Origin of the sequence: Rhizobium sp. SSA_523, from assembly GCF_030435705.1 — a bacterium.
GTDB lineage: Bacteria > Pseudomonadota > Alphaproteobacteria > Rhizobiales > Rhizobiaceae > Neorhizobium.
In genome coordinates this window covers 634,292-650,291 of sequence record NZ_CP129381.1, presented here as the reverse complement: position 1 = coordinate 650,291, position 16,000 = coordinate 634,292, and the positions used below count along the sequence as shown (strand labels likewise).

Sequence of the window (16,000 nt, the reverse complement as noted above, 5' to 3'; positions counted from 1 at the left end):
GCGTCACTTTGCAAGCTTGGTCAGTGTGGCGCTGGTGTCTTCCGTCATATTGGCATCATAGGAGAGCGTGGCCTTGCCCGCCCAGTGAACCTTCTGCCAGAAGAGAGGGATGATCGGCATGTCTTCGAAGACATAGGCCGTCGCCTGCTGCAGAAGCTGAATGCGCTTCTCGCTGTCGAATTCGGCCATTGCCTCCTGCATCATCTTGTCGAAGGTCGGATCGCTGTACCTCACGCGGTTGAAGGATCCCGTGCCCCCCTCTTTGTTATAGGTCATCAGCAGATTGCGAAGGCCCGTTGCGGAGGTCGGCGTGGAATTGCCGAGCGAGAAGATGAAGGCGCTGAATTCCTGCCCGGAAGCCGCCTTGGTGTAGACATTGTAGGGCTGCGCCACGACGCCGTTCACCTTCAGGCCACCGCGGGCAAACATCTGGCCAAGCGCCTGAGCGGTCTCGGCATCGCCGGGAAAGCGGTCATTGGACGTATGCAGCGTCAGGCCGAAGCCATCGGCGTAGCCGGCCTCCTGCAGAAGCGTCTTGGCATGGTCGGGCGCATAGGCCGGGGCCTTGATCGCCGGATCATTGCCGGCAACGCCGTCCGGCACCAGCTGGCCGGCCGGCTCGCCGGACCCGTCCAGGATGCGATCGACGATCAGCTGGCGGTTGATCATTTCCGACAAGGCGGTGCGGACCTTGCGATCCTTCAGCGGGTTCTTGTCGAGAGGCTTGCCGGCCTTGTCGGTCACGAAGGGGCTCTTGTCGCGCGATGCGTCGATCGCGAGATAAATAAGACGTGCCGAGGGAATGGAAAACACCTTGAGCTCGGACATGGACGAGAGCGTCTTCACGTCTCCCGGCGGGACCGCGTCGATCAGATCCACGGCACCCGAGCGCAAAGCGGCGACGCGGGAGGCATCATTCGAAATGAACTTGATGGTGACATTGTCGAAGTCCTGCTGGCGTCCCCAGAAGGCCGTATTGCGGGTCAGGGACAGGTTGTCGCCCGGTGTCCAGGACTTGAACTTGTAGGCCCCGGTACCGATCGCTGCCTTGCCGCTGTTGAAGTCCTCGATCGTCGCGTTTTCGGCGGCCTTCTTGCTGACGATATAGACAAAGCCGACCTGCTCGATGAAGTCCGGCGTCGGCTGCTTTGTCTTGAACTCGATCGTCAGGTCGTCCAGCGCCTTCATGCTGTCGATGGACGCGACATTGCCGGAAAAGGGCGCGGGGCTGTTGGGGATATTCTTCGCCCGCGTCAGCGAAAAGATGACGTCCTCTGCCGTCATCGCAGATCCGTCATGGAACTTGACGCCCTCGCGCAGCTTCACGTGCCAGGTCAGTGGGTCGATATTGTCCCAGGACATGGCCAGCGCTGGATGGATGCCGATGGTCGTATCGGTCTCCAGCAGGCGGTCGAAGATCTGCATCGCGACGTTCTGATTGTTGCCGGTGCGGGAGAATTGCGGGTCGATCGAGGACGGCTCGGTCGCGCTGCCGATCGTCAGATCGGCCGCCTGTGCCAGTGGCACAACCCATAATGTGCTGGCCATTGCAGCAGCAAAAAAACTCTTACGGAACATGGTTCTCTTCCTCTCTCGGTTTAACTGACGGTCTGCGCCGTTTCGGTTCTGGTCGCCGAAGTGTCGGCATCGTGAAGGTGGCAGGCACTGGCCTGGCCGGGGCTGGTTTCGCGAAGAAGTGGCCGCTCGACGCGGCAACGGTCGAAGGCGAAGGGACAGCGCGGATGGAAGTGGCAGCCGGGCGGCGGATGGAGCGGCGAGGGGATCTCCCCCCGTACGGGCGTGAAATCACGCCGCCGATCCGAAACGCTCGGCAATTCGCGGACGAGGGCCTGCGTGTAGGGATGCTGCGGATTGGCAAATAATTCGTCGGGCGTTCCGGTCTCCACGACGCGGCCGAGATACATGACCACGACCCGGTCGCAAATGTGCTTCACCACGCCGAGATCATGGCTGATGAAGAGGTAGGTCAGTCCGAATTCGCTGCGAAGATCCATGAACAGGTTGAGGATCTGCGCCTGGATCGAAACGTCGAGGGCAGCAACGGATTCGTCGCACACGATCAGTTCCGGTTTGACGGCGAGAGCCCGGGCAATGCCGATGCGCTGCCGCTGCCCGCCGGAAAACTGATGCGGGTAGCGATCGAGATAGGACGGATCGAGGCCCACACGTTGCGCCAGTTCGCCGACATAGGACCGCAACTGGTTGCGCGCCACGAGCCCGTGCACCAGGGGCGCCTCGCCGATAATATCGATGACGCGCTTGCGGGGATTGAGCGTCGACATCGGATCCTGGAAGATCATCTGTGCCGCAAGGCGGGCGCGTCGCTTGTCGGCACCCTTCAGCTCGGACAGAGCCCGGCCTTTCCAGGAGACCGTGCCCTCGCTCGTCGGCATGATGCCGGCCATCATGCGGCCGAGCGTCGATTTTCCGCAGCCGGATTCGCCGACAAGGCCGACGACTTCGCCGCTTTTCACGGCGAGGTTTACGTCATCGACCGCATGCACGGTCTTCTGCGAAATCTTTGCCCCGAAGACGCGCGCCAGTCTTTCGGCATAATCGAGTTCGCGGGTGAAGCGCCGGCTGACATTGCGTGCTTCGATTAGAGTGTCGGTCATCAGGCGGCCTCCCCCTGGAAAGGATGAAAGCAGCGCCACTCGCGCAGATCCGCCCGATCAAGCCGCGGGTCTTCGCAGCAGACGGCGGTGGCTCGCGGACAGCGATCCCGGAACGAGCAGCCGGAGGGGCGTGCGAGCGGGTTGGGCGCCATGCCGGGAATGGGACGCAGGGCCTCGCCGCGCGGCACGGCTGACGGGATAGCCTGCATCAGCCCCAGCGTGTAGGGATGGGCCGGCTTGGCAAGCACATCGTCCACCGGTCCTGCCTCGACGATGCGGCCGGCATACATGACCATCACACGATCGGCGAGCGCGGCAACCACGCCGAGATCATGGCTGATCCAGACCAGAGCCATGGAAAACTCCCGCGCCAGCCGCTTGATCTCGAAGAGGATCTGCGACTGGATCGTCACGTCCAGCGCCGTCGTGGGTTCATCGGCGATGATCAGGTCCGGCCGGTGCAGAAGGGCGATCGCGATGGCGACACGCTGGCGCATGCCGCCGGAAAACTGGTGCGGATAGGCATCCAGTCGCTCTTCAGGCGAGGGGATGCCGACAAGGCCCAGCGCATCGCGCGACCTTTCGCGGGCCTCCTGCCGGCTCACCCGGTCATGCGCCTGCACCGCCTCCACCATCTGTGTCCCGATCGAAAGGACGGGATTGAGCGTCATCATCGGGTCCTGGAAGATCATTGCGATGCGCTTGCCGCGAATGGCGCGCATGGCCTTTTGCGGCAGGCCCGTCAATTCCTCGCCCTGAAAGCGGATGCTGCCGGAGACGACGCGGCCTGGCGGATCCACAAGCCCGAGCACGGAGAAGCCGGTGATCGATTTGCCTGAGCCGGACTCGCCCACGAGGCCGACGATTTCGCGCTGTCCGACGCTGAAGGTAACGCCGTCGACGGCTTTGACTATTCCCCGCCGGGTTGAAAAATGCGTTGAGAGATCGGTCACTTCAAGAACGGGCTGAACCATGGAGCTCACCTTTCTCCCAGCCGGGGATTGAGGATTTCGCGGCAGCGGTCTCCTGTAATGTTGATGGAAAAAACCAGCACGAGCAGAAGAAGCCCCGGATAGACGCTGATCCAGTATTCTCCCGACATCAGAACCTGGTAGCCATTGGCGATCAGCAGGCCGAGGGAAGGCTCGGTGATAGGCAGGCCGATCCCGAGGAAGGAGAGCGTGGCTTCTGCCGAAATTGCATTGGCCACCTGTAACATGCCGATGACGATCAGCGGCGGCAGACAGTTCGGCAGAAGATGGCCGAACAGGATGCGGGGCGTGCTGATCCCCAGCGTGACAGCGGCCTCCACATAATCCTTGTTCTTCTCCACCAGCGCCGCGCTGCGGGCGGAGCGCGCAAAGGTGGCCCATTGAACAAGAACGAGCGCGAAAATGACTTTCCAGAGACCCTGGCCGAGCAGGGCAAGCAGCATCAGGGCGACGAGTATCGTGGGAAGGCCCAGCATCAGGTCGACGATGCGCATGATGAAGGCGTCGATGCGGCCGCCGTAATAGGCAGCGACGAGGCCGAGAACCGTGCCGATCACGAGCGCGACCACGCCGGAAAAGACGCCGACGCCAATGCTCGTGCGCAAGCCATAGATCATTGCCGAGAGCATGTCGCGGCCTTGCCCGTCTGTTCCGAGCCAGTAGACCATGCCGTCCATGCTTTCCGAACCGGGCGGCAGCTTGGAATCCAGAATATCCAGCACCGCCAGGTCATAGGGGTTCTGCGGCGTGATCCAGGGTCCGACGAGCGCGGCCACCAGGAGCAGAAGACAGATCGACGCGCCGATCAGAGCCTTGGGACTGGTTGCAATTCCTCGCAGGAGCCGGCCGGCCAGCGTTTCCTCGCGCAGGATCGATGAAACGACACTCATGACTGACCTCCCAGGCGAACGCGGGGATCGATCAGCGAATAGAGGATATCGACGATGAAATTGATCACGATGAACAGGCTGACGATGACGAGCAGGTAGGCAACGACAACGGGCCGGTCGAGCCGCATGATGGAATCGATCAAAAGTTTGCCGATGCCCGGCCAGGCGAAGATGGTTTCCGTGACCACGGCAAAGGCGAGCATGCTGCCAAGCTCCATGCCGACGACGGTGATCAGCGGGATGAGAATGTTCTTCAGCACGTGGACGAAGACGATCCGGCGCTCAGACACCCCCTTGGCGCGGGCGAACTTGACGAAATCCAGGGGCATCGTCTCGCGCACGCCCGTTCGGGTCAGGCGGATCACCAGCGACAGCTTGAACAGACAGAGGTTGACGGCCGGGAGGACCAGATGCGCAAGACCGTCCAGCGTGAAGAAGCTCGACTGTATGCCGAGGAAAGAGCCGAGTTCGCCCCGGCCGGTGGAGGGTAGCCAGCCCAGCCAGACGGAAAATATCATGATCAACATCATGCCCTGCCAGAAGCTGGGCAGCGAGAAGCCGAGGATCGAACCTGTCATGATCGCTTCGTCGGTGGCGCTGTTCGGCTTGAGACCGGAGATGAGACCGAGCGGTATGCCGATCACCAGGGCAATCACCAGGGCCGTGAGCGTCAGTTCAAGCGTTGCGGGCAGGCGCTCCAGGATCAGCTGGATGGTGGGACGGTTGAAGACGAAGGAGCGGCCAAGATCGCCATGCAGAGCGTTCCAGATGAATGTCAGGAACTGCTGCCAGAGTGGCTGGTCCAGCCCCAGAGATGCAATGACCTGAGCCCGTTCGGCCGGGCTGGCATCCGGGGAGATCAGCATCTCGATGGGATCGCCGATCGCATAGACGCCGAGGAAGACGACGAGGGCGGTCACCAGCAGAACAGCCACGCTCTGCATGAGCCGGCGGATGATGAAGACGCTCACGTCCTCAAATCCCGGGCAGGTGGAAAGGACAGTCGAAAACCATTGTTGGAACCCCTTTTTTGATTTTTTTGATGCGTGAACGATAGCGGTCTTGAAACGACCCGCAATCTTATGAGGAGACGGCATCACCCTATGCGTTTTTGCGCTGACGGTCGCGAGTGATGAGTGCTTGCCTTACGCGGCGATCCGCCAGTGGAATGAATTTGACATTTGTCTCCCGCCTGCGGCACTCTCCCAGAGCAAATGTCAAATCGGAAATTCCACTAGAATCATATGGTTGCTAGTGGTTCTCTTGATTTCGACATTTGCGCTTGAGGGTGCTGCGAATGGACGCAAATGTCGGAACCGAACCACTAGGATCGACTCATGAATTTCAAGCAGCTCGAAATCTTCAAGACCATCATGGATACCGGCTCGACGATTTCGGCGGCTTCCCAGCTTGGCCTGTCGCAATCGGCCATCAGCCGTCAACTGGCCGCGCTGGAAGAGGAAATCGGACGCGAACTGTTCCTGCGTGAAAAGGGACGCCTGAAACCCAAGCCCGAGGCCTATCTACTGGTCGGCGAGATCGACGAAGTCTCGCAGAGCATGGCGAAACTGCGCACCAAGATCGGCGATCTCCGCACCGGCATCTTCGGCGAGGCGCTTATCCGCGTCGCCTTTCCCCACAGCCTGGCCACGACAATGCTGCCGCCATTGGTGGCGCGCTTCAAAAAGGATCATCCGCGGGTAACGGTGGAGATCCTCAGCGGTCCCTATGATGCGATCGAGCGGATGGTGCGCGGGCGCGTCGCGGAGATCGGCTTTGTCCGCCTGCCGCCGGAAGAGCCCGGCTTTCAGGCAACGCCGCTCTATTCCAGTGGCACGACCTGCGTCATGCCGATCGGACATCCGCTCGCCGGCAAGGACGCCATCGACGTCAACGATCTGGCGCGCAACGACCTCATCCTGCTCGGACGCCAAAGGATCAACCGCAATGAACTGGAGCACGAATTGCGGCGGATGGTGCCGAGCTATCGGTGCAGTCTGGAGGTTCATTCCGTCGAGACCGCCTGCGTCTGCGCTGCGCACGGACTGGGCGTGGCCATTGTGCCGACGCTGATCGCCTCCTTCTTCGTCAGCGATCAGCTGATCATGCGGCCTTTCGTATCCGCCAAGCAGGCGGATTACGGCATCATCACCAAGGCTGATGCCGCTCTGTCCTGGAGCTGCGAGGCCTTTGTCGAGCTGATGCGGCGCCAGGCCGAAACCGCTTCGCAGGTATGACGCAAGACCCTGCCGCTCTTGCCCGGATGAGGTGGGAGAATTGCGGCGGATGCGCTCGGCAGTTCAGGCAAGGTGGCGCCTGAACCACTCAATGGTGCGGTCCCAGGCCAATTTCGCCGCCGCTTCGTCGTAACGCGGCGTCGAGTCATTGTGGAATCCGTGGTTCACGCCCGGATAGATATACGCCTCATAGGTCTTGCCGTTTGCTTTGAGAGCGGCCTCATAAGCGGGCCAGCCCTCGTTGATGCGCGTATCCAGTTCCGCATAGTGTATGAGAAGCGGGGCCTTGATGCGCTCCACATCCTCCGCCCGTGGCTGGCGGCCGTAAAAGGGCACGGCCGCGCCGAGCTCCGGATAGGCGACCGCCGCGGCATTGGCAACGCCGCCGCCATAGCAGAAACCGGTAATGCCGGTCTTCCCGGTGGAGGCCTCGTGGTTCATCATGAATTCGACGGCGGCGAAGAAATCATTCATCAGCTTCTGCGGATCAACCGTCGACTGCAATTCGCGACCTTTCTCGTCATTGCCGGGATAGCCGCCGACGGAGGACAGGCCGTCCGGCGCCAGCGCAATAAAGCCGGCTTTGGCCACGCGGCGCGCGACGTCTTCGATATAGGGGTTCAGGCCGCGGTTCTCGTGCACCACCACCACCGCCGGCGCCTTGCCCTGCAGCTTTGCCGGACGGACGAAATAGCCGCGCACTTCGCCATGGCCTTTCGGCGACGGGTAGGTGATGTAATCTGCCGTGATGTCGGGATCGGTGAACGCTACTTGCTGTGCCAGGGCATAATCTGGGGAGAGTGCTGCAACGAGGGTGGCGGCCGTCATGCCGCCGACGGCGAATTTCGCGGCCCGATCCAGGAATTCGCGTTTGGTTATCTTTCCATGCGCGTAGAAATCATAAAGATCGAGAAGCTCTTGCGGAAAGTCCTTGGCTGTCATCCGTGTCATGCTGTTCCCTCCGTGCGTCATGCATCCCGTGCATGTAAGCATATTCTTCTACAGCGTGCCGCTACGAGATGAGGGGCAATGGGGCTGAGGCCTTCACGTTCGCGTCAGCAGGCAGCGCAGGCTCTTTCTGTGCATGCCCCGCAAGATTTCAGAGAAATCGGAACCTGATCCATCCTCTGGCATTCTGCACTGAAGTTGAATTCAGGGAGCGCATTATGAGAGTGGTTCTTCTCGTCCTCGGCGGCTTGTCCCTTGCCGTCGTCATGTTCGTCGGCGGGGTCGTCACCGCCTTCGCATTCTTTTCCGCCGGCGGGGAGACAAGGCATCTGACCAGTTCGGCCGATCTGTGGACCAATCATCCGGTTCGGGTGGACCGTTCGGAAGAGGGGCTTGAACGGGTGGCGGGCCTGGTTGCCGAGGCAAAGGCCGACACGCCGCCGCCGCCAGCGAACACGATCGACGATACCGTCACCGGTTCGGTTGCGCCGGATCTCACGCCTTCCACCGAGGAGCCGCAACTGAGCGAGGCCCATCTCGACTGGTGTTCGTCGCGCTATCGCTCCTACCGTCCTCGCGATAATTCCTACACGCCCTTCAGCGGCGGCCGCCGGGAATGCGTGTCGCCCTTCACCCCGCCGTCCAGCGAAACCGTTGCCGCGACCGGCACGGATGCCATGTCGCCGCCGCCGAGTGGCGAAGACAGTTTCGTCGAAGAGGCAAGCGATCCGGCCATGGCCGGCGCGACGGAGACTGCAATGGCCGGCGAGGTTACAGACTATGCCCGCTCCGAGCATGTCCAGTCCTGTTTTGCCCGCTACAGATCCTATCGGGTCGACGACAATACCTACCAGCCCTTCGGTGGTGGCCCGCGTCGCCAGTGCGAGTAATCGACTGGGAGTAGTGCAGCTTCAAGTCGAGACGGAGACGCGTGCGCGACGCCCTGTCGAGACTTTGGCAAGAGGGGCGCCGCGCGGGTCGGCGGTGGTTGACCCGCGCGGCAGGTCGGAGCCTTCCGTCCATCGCGGCAGACGATGCGGCGGTTCCGGCCGAAGGAGGCAGATCGTTACTCCGCTGGAGAGAGAGCGGGAGCTGCCTCCGATTCGTGGCGGGCAAGCGGCCGGCCTCCGGTCAGCTGGCGGGCCAGCATGTAGAAGACCGGTGTCATGAAGATCCCGAACAGGGTCACGCCGATCATTCCCGAGAACACCGCCACACCCATGGCGGACCGCATCTCGGCACCCGCGCCGGTCGAGATGACGAGAGGAACGACACCCATGATGAAGGCCATCGAGGTCATCAGAATGGGACGCAGGCGCAGCCGGCTCGCCTCCACGGCCGCCTGGAAAGGCGTCCGTCCTTCGAATTCGAGTTCCCGGGCAAACTCCACGATCAGGATCGCATTCTTGGCCGATAGTCCCACAAGGACCACAAGTCCGATCTGGGTGAAGATGTTGTTGTCTCCGCCCGTCAGCCAGACACCGGCAAGCGCCGCAAGAACGCCCATCGGCACGATCATGATGATCGCCAAGGGAAGGGTGAGGCTCTCATACTGCGCGGCCAGGACGAGATAGACCAGAAGCAGCGCCAGCGGAAAGACGATCAGGCTCGAATTGCCGGCGAGGATCTGCTGGTAGGTCAGATCGGTCCATTCGTAATCTATGCCGGAGGGCAGCGTCTCCTGCAGGATTCGCTCCATGGCAGCCTGGGCCTGACCGGACGAGAAACCGGGCGCCGGTGCGGCATTGATATCGGCCGACAGGAAGCCATTGTAGCGCGTCGTCCGTTCCGGCCCGGCCGTTTCCTCCACCTTCAGCAGCGCCGAAAGCGGGATCATCTCGCCGCTCTGGGAGCGAACCTCCAGGCGTCCGATATCGTCTGCTTGCGCACGGAACTTGGCGTCTGCCTGAACACGAACGCTGTAGGTCCGCCCGAAGGCATTGAAGTCATTCACATAGAGGGAGCCGAGATAGATCTGCAGGGTCTCGAAGACATCGGTCACCGATACGCCAAGCTGTTCTGCCTTGGTTCTATCCAGGTCTGCATAGAGTTGCGGCACATTGATCTGATAGCTTGAGAAGATGCCCGCCAGCTCCGGCGTCTGGTAAGCCTTCCCGATGACGGCCTTCGTCGCCTCGTCGAGTGCCTGATAGCCGAAACCGGAGCGATCTTCGATCTGCAGCTTGAAGCCGCCTGTCGTTCCCAGGCCGTTGACCGGCGGCGGCGAGAAGATGGCGATGAAGGCGCCTTGAATGCCGGCGAATTGCTGGTTAAGCGAAAGGGCGATGCTGTCGCCGGAAAGCTCCTTCGTCTTGCGGTTTTCGAATTCGTCCAGCACGGCAAAGACCACGCCGGCATTGGAGCCGTTGGTGAAGCCGTTGATGTTGAGGCCGGGGAAGGCGATGGCATGCTTGACGCCCGGCTGCTTGAGGGCGATCTCGCTCATCTGCTTGATGACTTCTTCCGTGCGGTTCAGCGAGGCACCATCGGGCAGCTGGGCAAAGCCCACGAGATACTGCTTGTCCTGGCTGGGCACGAAGCCCCCCGGCACGGCATTGAACATGGTGTAAGTCAGGCCGACCAGCGCAAGATAGATGATCATCACCAGGCTCTTGCGCGACAAAAGCCCGCCCACCGTCCGGCCATAGCCATTCGATGCCGCACCGAAGGCGCGGTTGAAGCCACGGAAGAACCAGCCGAACAGCGTATCCATGATGCGGGTGAGGCGATCCTTCGGCGCATGATGATCCTTCAGGAGAAGGGCCGCCAGGGCCGGCGACAGCGTGAGCGAGTTGATCGCCGAGATCACCGTCGAAATGGCGATGGTCAGGGCGAACTGCCGGTAGAACTGGCCGGACAGGCCGGAGATGAAGGCAAGCGGCACGAAGACGGCGACCAGCACCAGAGCGATCGCAATGATCGGCCCGGACACTTCTCTCATCGCGCGATAGGTGGCTTCCCGCGGCGTATAGCCGTTCTCAATGTTGCGTTCGACATTCTCGACGACCACGATCGCATCATCCACCACGATGCCGATGGCCAGCACGAGGCCGAAGAGCGTGAGTGCATTGACGGAAAAGCCGAACATATACATGACGGCAAACGTACCGATGACCGAGACCGGCACGGCAATCAGCGGAATGATCGAGGCGCGCCATGTCTGCAGGAAGACGATCACGACGAGGACCACCAGTGCGACGGCTTCGAGCAGGGTGTCGATGACCTTCTCGATCGAGGCACGCACGAATTCGGTGGTGTCGTAGACGATTTCGTAGCGGACGCCTTCCGGCATGGCCTTTTGCAGTTCATCCATCGTGGCGCGCACATTGTCGGCAATCTCGATGGAATTCGAGCCCGGCGCCTGAAGCACCGGAATGGCAACGGCCGGCTCGCCGTCCAGCAGTGACCGCAGCGTATAGTCGGCGGCGCCGAGCTCGATACGCGCGACATCGCGCAGGCGGGTGATCTCGCCATTCGAACCGGTCTTGACGATGATATTGCCGAATTCCTCCGGCGTCTGCAATCGACCCTGGGCGTTCACGTTAAGCTGCAGATCGACGCCCGGCAGGCTCGGCGAGGCGCCGATAATGCCGGCAGCCGCCTGCACATTCTGGCCCCGCACCGCATTGGTGATGTCGCTGGCGGCCAGCGAATGCTCCGCCGCCTTCTGCGGATCGATCCAGATACGCATCGAATAGTCGCCCGACCCGAAGACCTGGACCTGGCCGACGCCTTCGATGCGGGCCAGACGATCCTTGATGTTGAGGGTCGCATAGTTGCGCAGATAGGTCAGGTCGTAGCGATCCGTGCTCGAGACGAGGTTGACGACCATGATGAAGTCGGGCGAGCTTTTCACCGTGGTGATGCCCAGCGCCCGAACTTCCGTCGGCAGCCGGGGCTCGGCCTGAGAGACGCGGTTCTGCACAAGCTGCTGCGCCTTGTCGGGATCGGTCCCGAGCTTGAACGTCACGGTCAGTGTCAGAACGCCGTCGGAGGTCGCCTGGCTGGACATGTAGAGCATGTCCTCGACGCCGTTGATCTGCTCTTCGAGCGGCGTCGCCACCGTCTGGGCAATGACCGTCGGATTGGCGCCGGGATAAGTGGCCCGCACGACGACCGAGGGCGGCACGACTTCCGGATATTCCGAAATCGGCAGGGCCCGCATGCCAAGCAGGCCGGCCACGACGATCAACACCGACAAGACTGCGGCAAAGACCGGCCTGTCGATGAAAAATCTTGAGATGTTCATGGTGGTACCCTCTCTCCAGGGTGTTAGAGGCAAGCCCGGTCACGCACCCCGCGCGCAATGCGCCGCGGGGCGGGATCCAGGTCGATGGTTGAAGTTGCGCCCGGCCTGCCGCCGGGCGGTCTGCCTATTTCGCGGCGAGTTCGGCCTGCGTCTCGGGCGTAACGAGCGAGCCGGGCCGGATGCGCTGCAAGCCGCTCACCACGATCCGGTCGCCGGTCGCCAGGCCTTCTTCGACAACGCGCATGCCATCCACCGCGGCGCCGAGCTGGACGGGCCGGTAGGTGACGGTGTTGGCGCTGTCGACGACGAAGACGAACTTCTTGTCCTGGTCCGTTCCGACGGCCTTCTCGCTGATCAGCAGCCGGGACTCCGGCTTTGGCTGGCCGAGCCGCACGCGAACGAATTGTCCGGCGATCAGCCGGCCATCGGGATTGGGCAGTTCGGCCCGAACGCGAATGGTACCGCTCGCGGTATTGACCTCGTTGTCGATGAGCTGCATGTGGCCGGTGATCGCCGGCGCTCTCGCGTCGAGCGTTCTCACTTCGACCGGGACGCTGCTGATCGTCGGCACGCCATCCTTGGTCTGAACCTCGGAGAGGATGCGCGCGATGAGCTCCTCGCTCGCGTCGAAGCTGGCATAGATCGGATTGATGGAGACGATCGTTGTCAGCGGGGTGGAGGAGGCGCCCTCGGCCACCAGGTTTCCGAGCGTGACGTCGATCTTGCCTACCCGGCCCGAGATCGGCGCCCGGATATCGGTATAGCCAAGATTCAGTTCCGCAACCGTCAGGGCCGCTTCGGCGGACTGGAGGCTTGCCGCCGCATCCCGCTGATTGCTCCGGCGCTGCGCCAGCTCGCTTTCGGAGATTGTTTTCTTGCTGGCAAGCGATTCGCCGCGCTCGAGTTCAATGACCGCGAGATCAAGCTTGGCCCGTGCCGAGGCGACAAGCCCCTGTGCCTCGCGGACGGCTGCCTCATAGGGCTTGGGATCGATCTTGAACAAGATGTCACCTTCACGCACCAGGCCACCCTCGCGGAAATGCACCGACTGGATGGCGCCCGACACACGCGGGCGCAACTCAACCCGGTCGATCGCCTGCAGCCGGCCGGAAAATTCCTGCCAGCTGGTGAAGCTGCGCGGCTCGACGGAGGCGACCGTAACGGGTACGGCCGGTGCCTGCGCGGCCGCACTCGCTGCTGCCGCATTGGCGCCCTGCGGCAGTTGCAGATAGATGGCTGCGCCTGAAATGAGGGCAGCAGTGCTAAGTCCGGCGCCCCAAAGGGCCCAGTTTGCCAGTTTCGATGTCATTGTGTTCTCCTTGGCGGCTCGCCGCCGAATAGTCTCAAAAGGTCTTGAACCAGGCAGAGGCTGACGAGGAAAAACGCTGGCCTCGGCGGTGCGCTGTCACGGCCGAAAACGAGGTCTTCCTGTCTGGGTGGTGGCCTGACAGTTCGTCCGGCCTCACTTGGTCATCGGCAATTCACTAGTTTGCACATAAGGGTCTCCTTCGACCGTCAGTGAGAGTGCATGCGAAACCGCCTTGGGTACGGGTCCGTCACTGCACCGTTTCGACAAATGTATTGAACTCATTACACAGGGCCGGAAGCCAGGCGCCTGTCCCTTCGCGGTAGATGCTGGTCCATCCCGCCTCCGCGGCAAAGACGTAATTGCGAACCTCGACCCCGCATGTCTTCAACCGGCTGGAATAGCCCATTACCTCATCGCGCAGCGGATCATCCTCGGAGGTGACCAGCAGGGCGGGCGGCAGGTTTGCCAATCTCGAACAGAGGCAGGGCGCGGCATAAGGGTGCTGGAGAAAGGAGCCGAGATAGTGGCTCCAGCCATCCGACCAGGCCTCGCGCATGCCCAATGCATCGGCGCTGCGAAAGGAAACCGTCGCCATCTGCGGATCGATCATCGGCGAAAAGAGCATTTGGCCGCTCAACTTGCCGGGCAGAAGGTCGCGGGCCTTCAGCGCGACGCCGGCGGCGATGTTGCCACCGGCCTCATCGCCGGCGACGAATAGCGGCGACTTGGCATTGGCCACTTCGCTGCGGCGGTGAGACAGATAGGCCAAGGCTTCGAAGGCACATTCCATGGCCTGCGGGAAGACATTGCGCGATGCCTTGGTATAATCCGCTTCCAGCACCACGGCTCCCGCCTGTGCCAGGGCCTTGGCGATGGGCCGCTCGGTCTCGCCGCGGTCGCGGTCCAGGAAGGCGCGCCCGCGAAGGTAGAGGACAATCGGCGGAACCCGCTTGACGCCGGCGCTCTCATAGCGACGCAGGGGAACGGAGGGCTTTGCCGCTCCGATCGCGTCGATAGTGTCCCACTGTGTCATGATCGTCTTATCCAAACACTTGCTGTTGCAACAGCTCCAGCTCTTGTGCAAATATTATTATACAGTCATATCCACACAAGCCGGCCGGATATGGCAACACTATTCCATATTGGCCAACAATCGGCTGTCGCTGGAGCAAGCATGGATCAGCTATCGGCAATGCGTGTCTTCGTGCGCGTCGTGGAAACCGGAAACTTCACACGGGCGGCCACGGCGCTCGGAATGCCGAAGGCGACGGTCACCAATATGGTGCAGTCCCTGGAGGCGCATCTCAGGACAACACTTCTCAACCGCACGACCCGGCGTGTCATGGTGACGACGGATGGTGCCCTCTATTACGAGCGCGCAATCCAGATCCTGTCGGAAATCGAGGAGCTGGACGGCTCCATGTCGAATTCGCAGGCCCAGCCTTCGGGCCGGCTGCGGGTCGAAATGGCCGGTGCCTTTGCCGACCTTCTGGTGATCCCCAACCTCTGTGATTTCTATCAGCGTTACCCGCAGATCCAGCTCGATATCGGCGTCGGTGACCGACTCGTGGATTACATCGCCGAAAACGTCGACTGCGCCTTGCGCGGCGGTACTCCCACAGACCAGTCGCTGGTGGCCCGTAAAGTCGGGGAGCTCAGGATGCGCGCCTATGCATCGCCCTTCTACCTCCGGAATTTTGGCGAGCCGACGCATCCCCGGGAAATTGCAGCCGATCATTTCGCGGTCGGCTATTTGAACGCCTCGGCCGGCCGTGTCCTTACCATGGAGTTCTGCCGCGGTGAGGAGGTCGTCGAGGTGGATCCGCGCTATATCGTCTCCGTCAACGATGCGCGCTCTTACGTCAATGCCATCCAGTCGGGGATCGGCATTGGCCAGACCCCGGCCTTCATGGCGGCCGATGCGGTGGCTCGCGGGCAATTGGTGGAGATCCTGACGGATTGGGAGTGCGAGAAACTGCCGCTCTATATCGTCTATCCCCAGACGCGCCATCTCAGCAACAAGGTCCGTGTCTTTGTCGATTGGCTGGCCAAGCTTGTTCAGGGATTGCGGGATGGCGAGGATCTGCCGAAACCCGTCGCCCCCGTCAAACTTCCCGCCTGAGGAGCAAAGAGAACCGTTTGCTCGTGCTCCCAAGGACCGCCTTTATAGGTCCTGAGATCCACGCCTTCCACGTGGATCACTGTCGGCTTGAGGCCCGCCGAGAGGCATTCATAGGTTTCGTTGGCCACCAGGCGCGTCACCTTGTTCTGAATGGTGATATGCGCCTGCCATTTCTGCATGTCCTGCCCGCCCAGCCACGGCGCAAAGGCTTTTCGCAACTCGGCACGCAGGCCCTCTAACTCCACGCTTTCGATGACGAAGGCAACACCGCCGCCCAGGTGCCGCAGCCCTGTCACTGGCGCCTCGAAGGCGTGTCTTGCGCCTGCCGCCGCCGCGATCAGATCGCGGACCTGATGCCGGTATTCGCCCGGCAGGCGATGGAACATGGTCAGATGCGCGGGCAGCACCACCCGATCGCGCGGGAAGTGCCTCTGCCGCAGCTGATCGAACGGCGCAAGATCGGCCTCGGCGATGCGGGCGGTCAGGATGAGCGGCTGAAGCGTCTTCACGGGCACGAGATCCTGTTGCGGAAGCGCCGTCACAGGCGTTGGTATGGAATTCACGTTGAACCTGCATCGGCACGCTCTCCGAGCAAATGTAGATTTCCGAAACTCGAC

The 16,000-nt window shown here is 61.8% G+C and carries 13 protein-coding genes; 3 read left to right on the top strand and 10 right to left on the bottom strand.

Translation table 11 applies throughout. From position 1 onward, the window contains the following. Positions 1-3: 3 nt before the first annotated feature. From QTJ18_RS04305 to QTJ18_RS04285, 5 genes are read right to left on the bottom strand one after another with little or no spacing between them, the layout of a single operon-like run. Positions 4-1,578 carry an ABC transporter substrate-binding protein gene (locus QTJ18_RS04305; RefSeq protein ID WP_252753241.1) on the bottom strand — a complete coding sequence of 525 codons (1,575 nt, stop codon included), beginning with the start codon at positions 1,576-1,578 and terminating at the stop codon, positions 4-6. Positions 1,579-1,598: 20 nt separating this feature from the next. Beyond that, entirely contained in the window at positions 1,599-2,636 is a 1,038-nt protein-coding gene (locus tag QTJ18_RS04300; protein ID WP_252753242.1) for an ABC transporter ATP-binding protein, read from the bottom strand. After that, entirely contained in the window at positions 2,636-3,610 is a 975-nt protein-coding gene (locus tag QTJ18_RS04295; protein ID WP_252753243.1) for an ABC transporter ATP-binding protein, read from the bottom strand. Before QTJ18_RS04295 ends, QTJ18_RS04300 begins: the two co-directional genes overlap by 1 nt. A 5-nt stretch (positions 3,611-3,615) precedes the next feature. Then, complete coding sequence (locus tag QTJ18_RS04290; protein WP_252753244.1) at positions 3,616-4,518, bottom strand: ABC transporter permease; 903 nt, start codon at positions 4,516-4,518, stop codon at positions 3,616-3,618. After that, entirely contained in the window at positions 4,515-5,489 is a 975-nt protein-coding gene (locus tag QTJ18_RS04285) for an ABC transporter permease (protein WP_252753245.1), read from the bottom strand. The genes QTJ18_RS04290 and QTJ18_RS04285 overlap by 4 nt, the downstream gene beginning before the upstream one ends. A 366-nt stretch (positions 5,490-5,855) precedes the next feature. Here QTJ18_RS04285 and QTJ18_RS04280 point away from each other — a divergent pair, with 366 nt between their 5' ends. Then, a complete protein-coding gene (locus tag QTJ18_RS04280) occupies positions 5,856-6,755 on the top strand; it encodes a LysR family transcriptional regulator (RefSeq protein ID WP_252753246.1) in 900 nt (299 codons plus the stop codon). Positions 6,756-6,818: 63 nt separating this feature from the next. Here QTJ18_RS04280 and yghX read toward each other — a convergent pair whose 3' ends face one another. Continuing rightward, positions 6,819-7,706 carry a YghX family hydrolase gene (gene yghX / locus QTJ18_RS04275; protein ID WP_252753247.1) on the bottom strand — a complete coding sequence of 296 codons (888 nt, stop codon included), beginning with the start codon at positions 7,704-7,706 and terminating at the stop codon, positions 6,819-6,821. A gap of 215 nt (positions 7,707-7,921) precedes the next feature. Here yghX and QTJ18_RS04270 point away from each other — a divergent pair, with 215 nt between their 5' ends. Continuing rightward, positions 7,922-8,593 (top strand): BA14K family protein, encoded by a 672-nt coding sequence (locus tag QTJ18_RS04270; RefSeq protein ID WP_252753248.1) that lies wholly within the window; start codon positions 7,922-7,924, stop codon positions 8,591-8,593. Positions 8,594-8,769: 176 nt separating this feature from the next. Here QTJ18_RS04270 and QTJ18_RS04265 read toward each other — a convergent pair whose 3' ends face one another. The 3 genes from QTJ18_RS04265 to QTJ18_RS04255 form a co-directional block, all read right to left on the bottom strand. Then, positions 8,770-11,952 (bottom strand): efflux RND transporter permease subunit, encoded by a 3,183-nt coding sequence (locus QTJ18_RS04265; RefSeq protein WP_252753249.1) that lies wholly within the window; start codon positions 11,950-11,952, stop codon positions 8,770-8,772. Positions 11,953-12,076: 124 nt separating this feature from the next. Continuing rightward, positions 12,077-13,261, bottom strand: a complete 1,185-nt coding sequence (locus QTJ18_RS04260; RefSeq protein ID WP_252753250.1) for an efflux RND transporter periplasmic adaptor subunit — start codon at positions 13,259-13,261, stop codon at positions 12,077-12,079. 247 nt (positions 13,262-13,508) lie between these two features. After that, on the bottom strand, positions 13,509-14,297 hold the full coding sequence (locus QTJ18_RS04255) for an alpha/beta hydrolase fold domain-containing protein (RefSeq protein WP_489667217.1): 789 nt from the start codon (positions 14,295-14,297) through the stop codon (positions 13,509-13,511). 138 nt (positions 14,298-14,435) lie between these two features. Here QTJ18_RS04255 and QTJ18_RS04250 point away from each other — a divergent pair, with 138 nt between their 5' ends. After that, entirely contained in the window at positions 14,436-15,383 is a 948-nt protein-coding gene (locus tag QTJ18_RS04250) for a LysR family transcriptional regulator (protein ID WP_252753252.1), read from the top strand. Here QTJ18_RS04250 and QTJ18_RS04245 read toward each other — a convergent pair. Next, a complete protein-coding gene (locus QTJ18_RS04245; protein WP_252753253.1) occupies positions 15,320-15,946 on the bottom strand; it encodes a 2'-5' RNA ligase family protein in 627 nt (208 codons plus the stop codon). The two genes, QTJ18_RS04250 and QTJ18_RS04245, sit on opposite strands and share 64 nt — an antisense overlap. Positions 15,947-16,000: the final 54 nt, after the last annotated feature.

What these genes read in the sequence shown, in the direction of transcription:
- QTJ18_RS04305 (WP_252753241.1), bottom strand. Translation starts at nt 1,578, where the DNA reads ATGTTCCGTAAGAGTTTTTTTGCTGCTGCAATGGCCAGCACATTATGG.
- QTJ18_RS04300 (WP_252753242.1), bottom strand. Translation starts at nt 2,636, where the DNA reads ATGACCGACACTCTAATCGAAGCACGCAATGTCAGCCGGCGCTTCACC.
- QTJ18_RS04295 (WP_252753243.1), bottom strand. Translation starts at nt 3,610, where the DNA reads ATGGTTCAGCCCGTTCTTGAAGTGACCGATCTCTCAACGCATTTTTCA.
- QTJ18_RS04290 (WP_252753244.1), bottom strand. Translation starts at nt 4,518, where the DNA reads ATGAGTGTCGTTTCATCGATCCTGCGCGAGGAAACGCTGGCCGGCCGG.
- QTJ18_RS04280 (WP_252753246.1), top strand. Translation starts at nt 5,856, where the DNA reads ATGAATTTCAAGCAGCTCGAAATCTTCAAGACCATCATGGATACCGGC.
- yghX (WP_252753247.1), bottom strand. Translation starts at nt 7,706, where the DNA reads ATGACACGGATGACAGCCAAGGACTTTCCGCAAGAGCTTCTCGATCTT.
- QTJ18_RS04270 (WP_252753248.1), top strand. Translation starts at nt 7,922, where the DNA reads ATGAGAGTGGTTCTTCTCGTCCTCGGCGGCTTGTCCCTTGCCGTCGTC.
- QTJ18_RS04265 (WP_252753249.1), bottom strand. Translation starts at nt 11,952, where the DNA reads ATGAACATCTCAAGATTTTTCATCGACAGGCCGGTCTTTGCCGCAGTC.
- QTJ18_RS04260 (WP_252753250.1), bottom strand. Translation starts at nt 13,261, where the DNA reads ATGACATCGAAACTGGCAAACTGGGCCCTTTGGGGCGCCGGACTTAGC.
- QTJ18_RS04250 (WP_252753252.1), top strand. Translation starts at nt 14,436, where the DNA reads ATGGATCAGCTATCGGCAATGCGTGTCTTCGTGCGCGTCGTGGAAACC.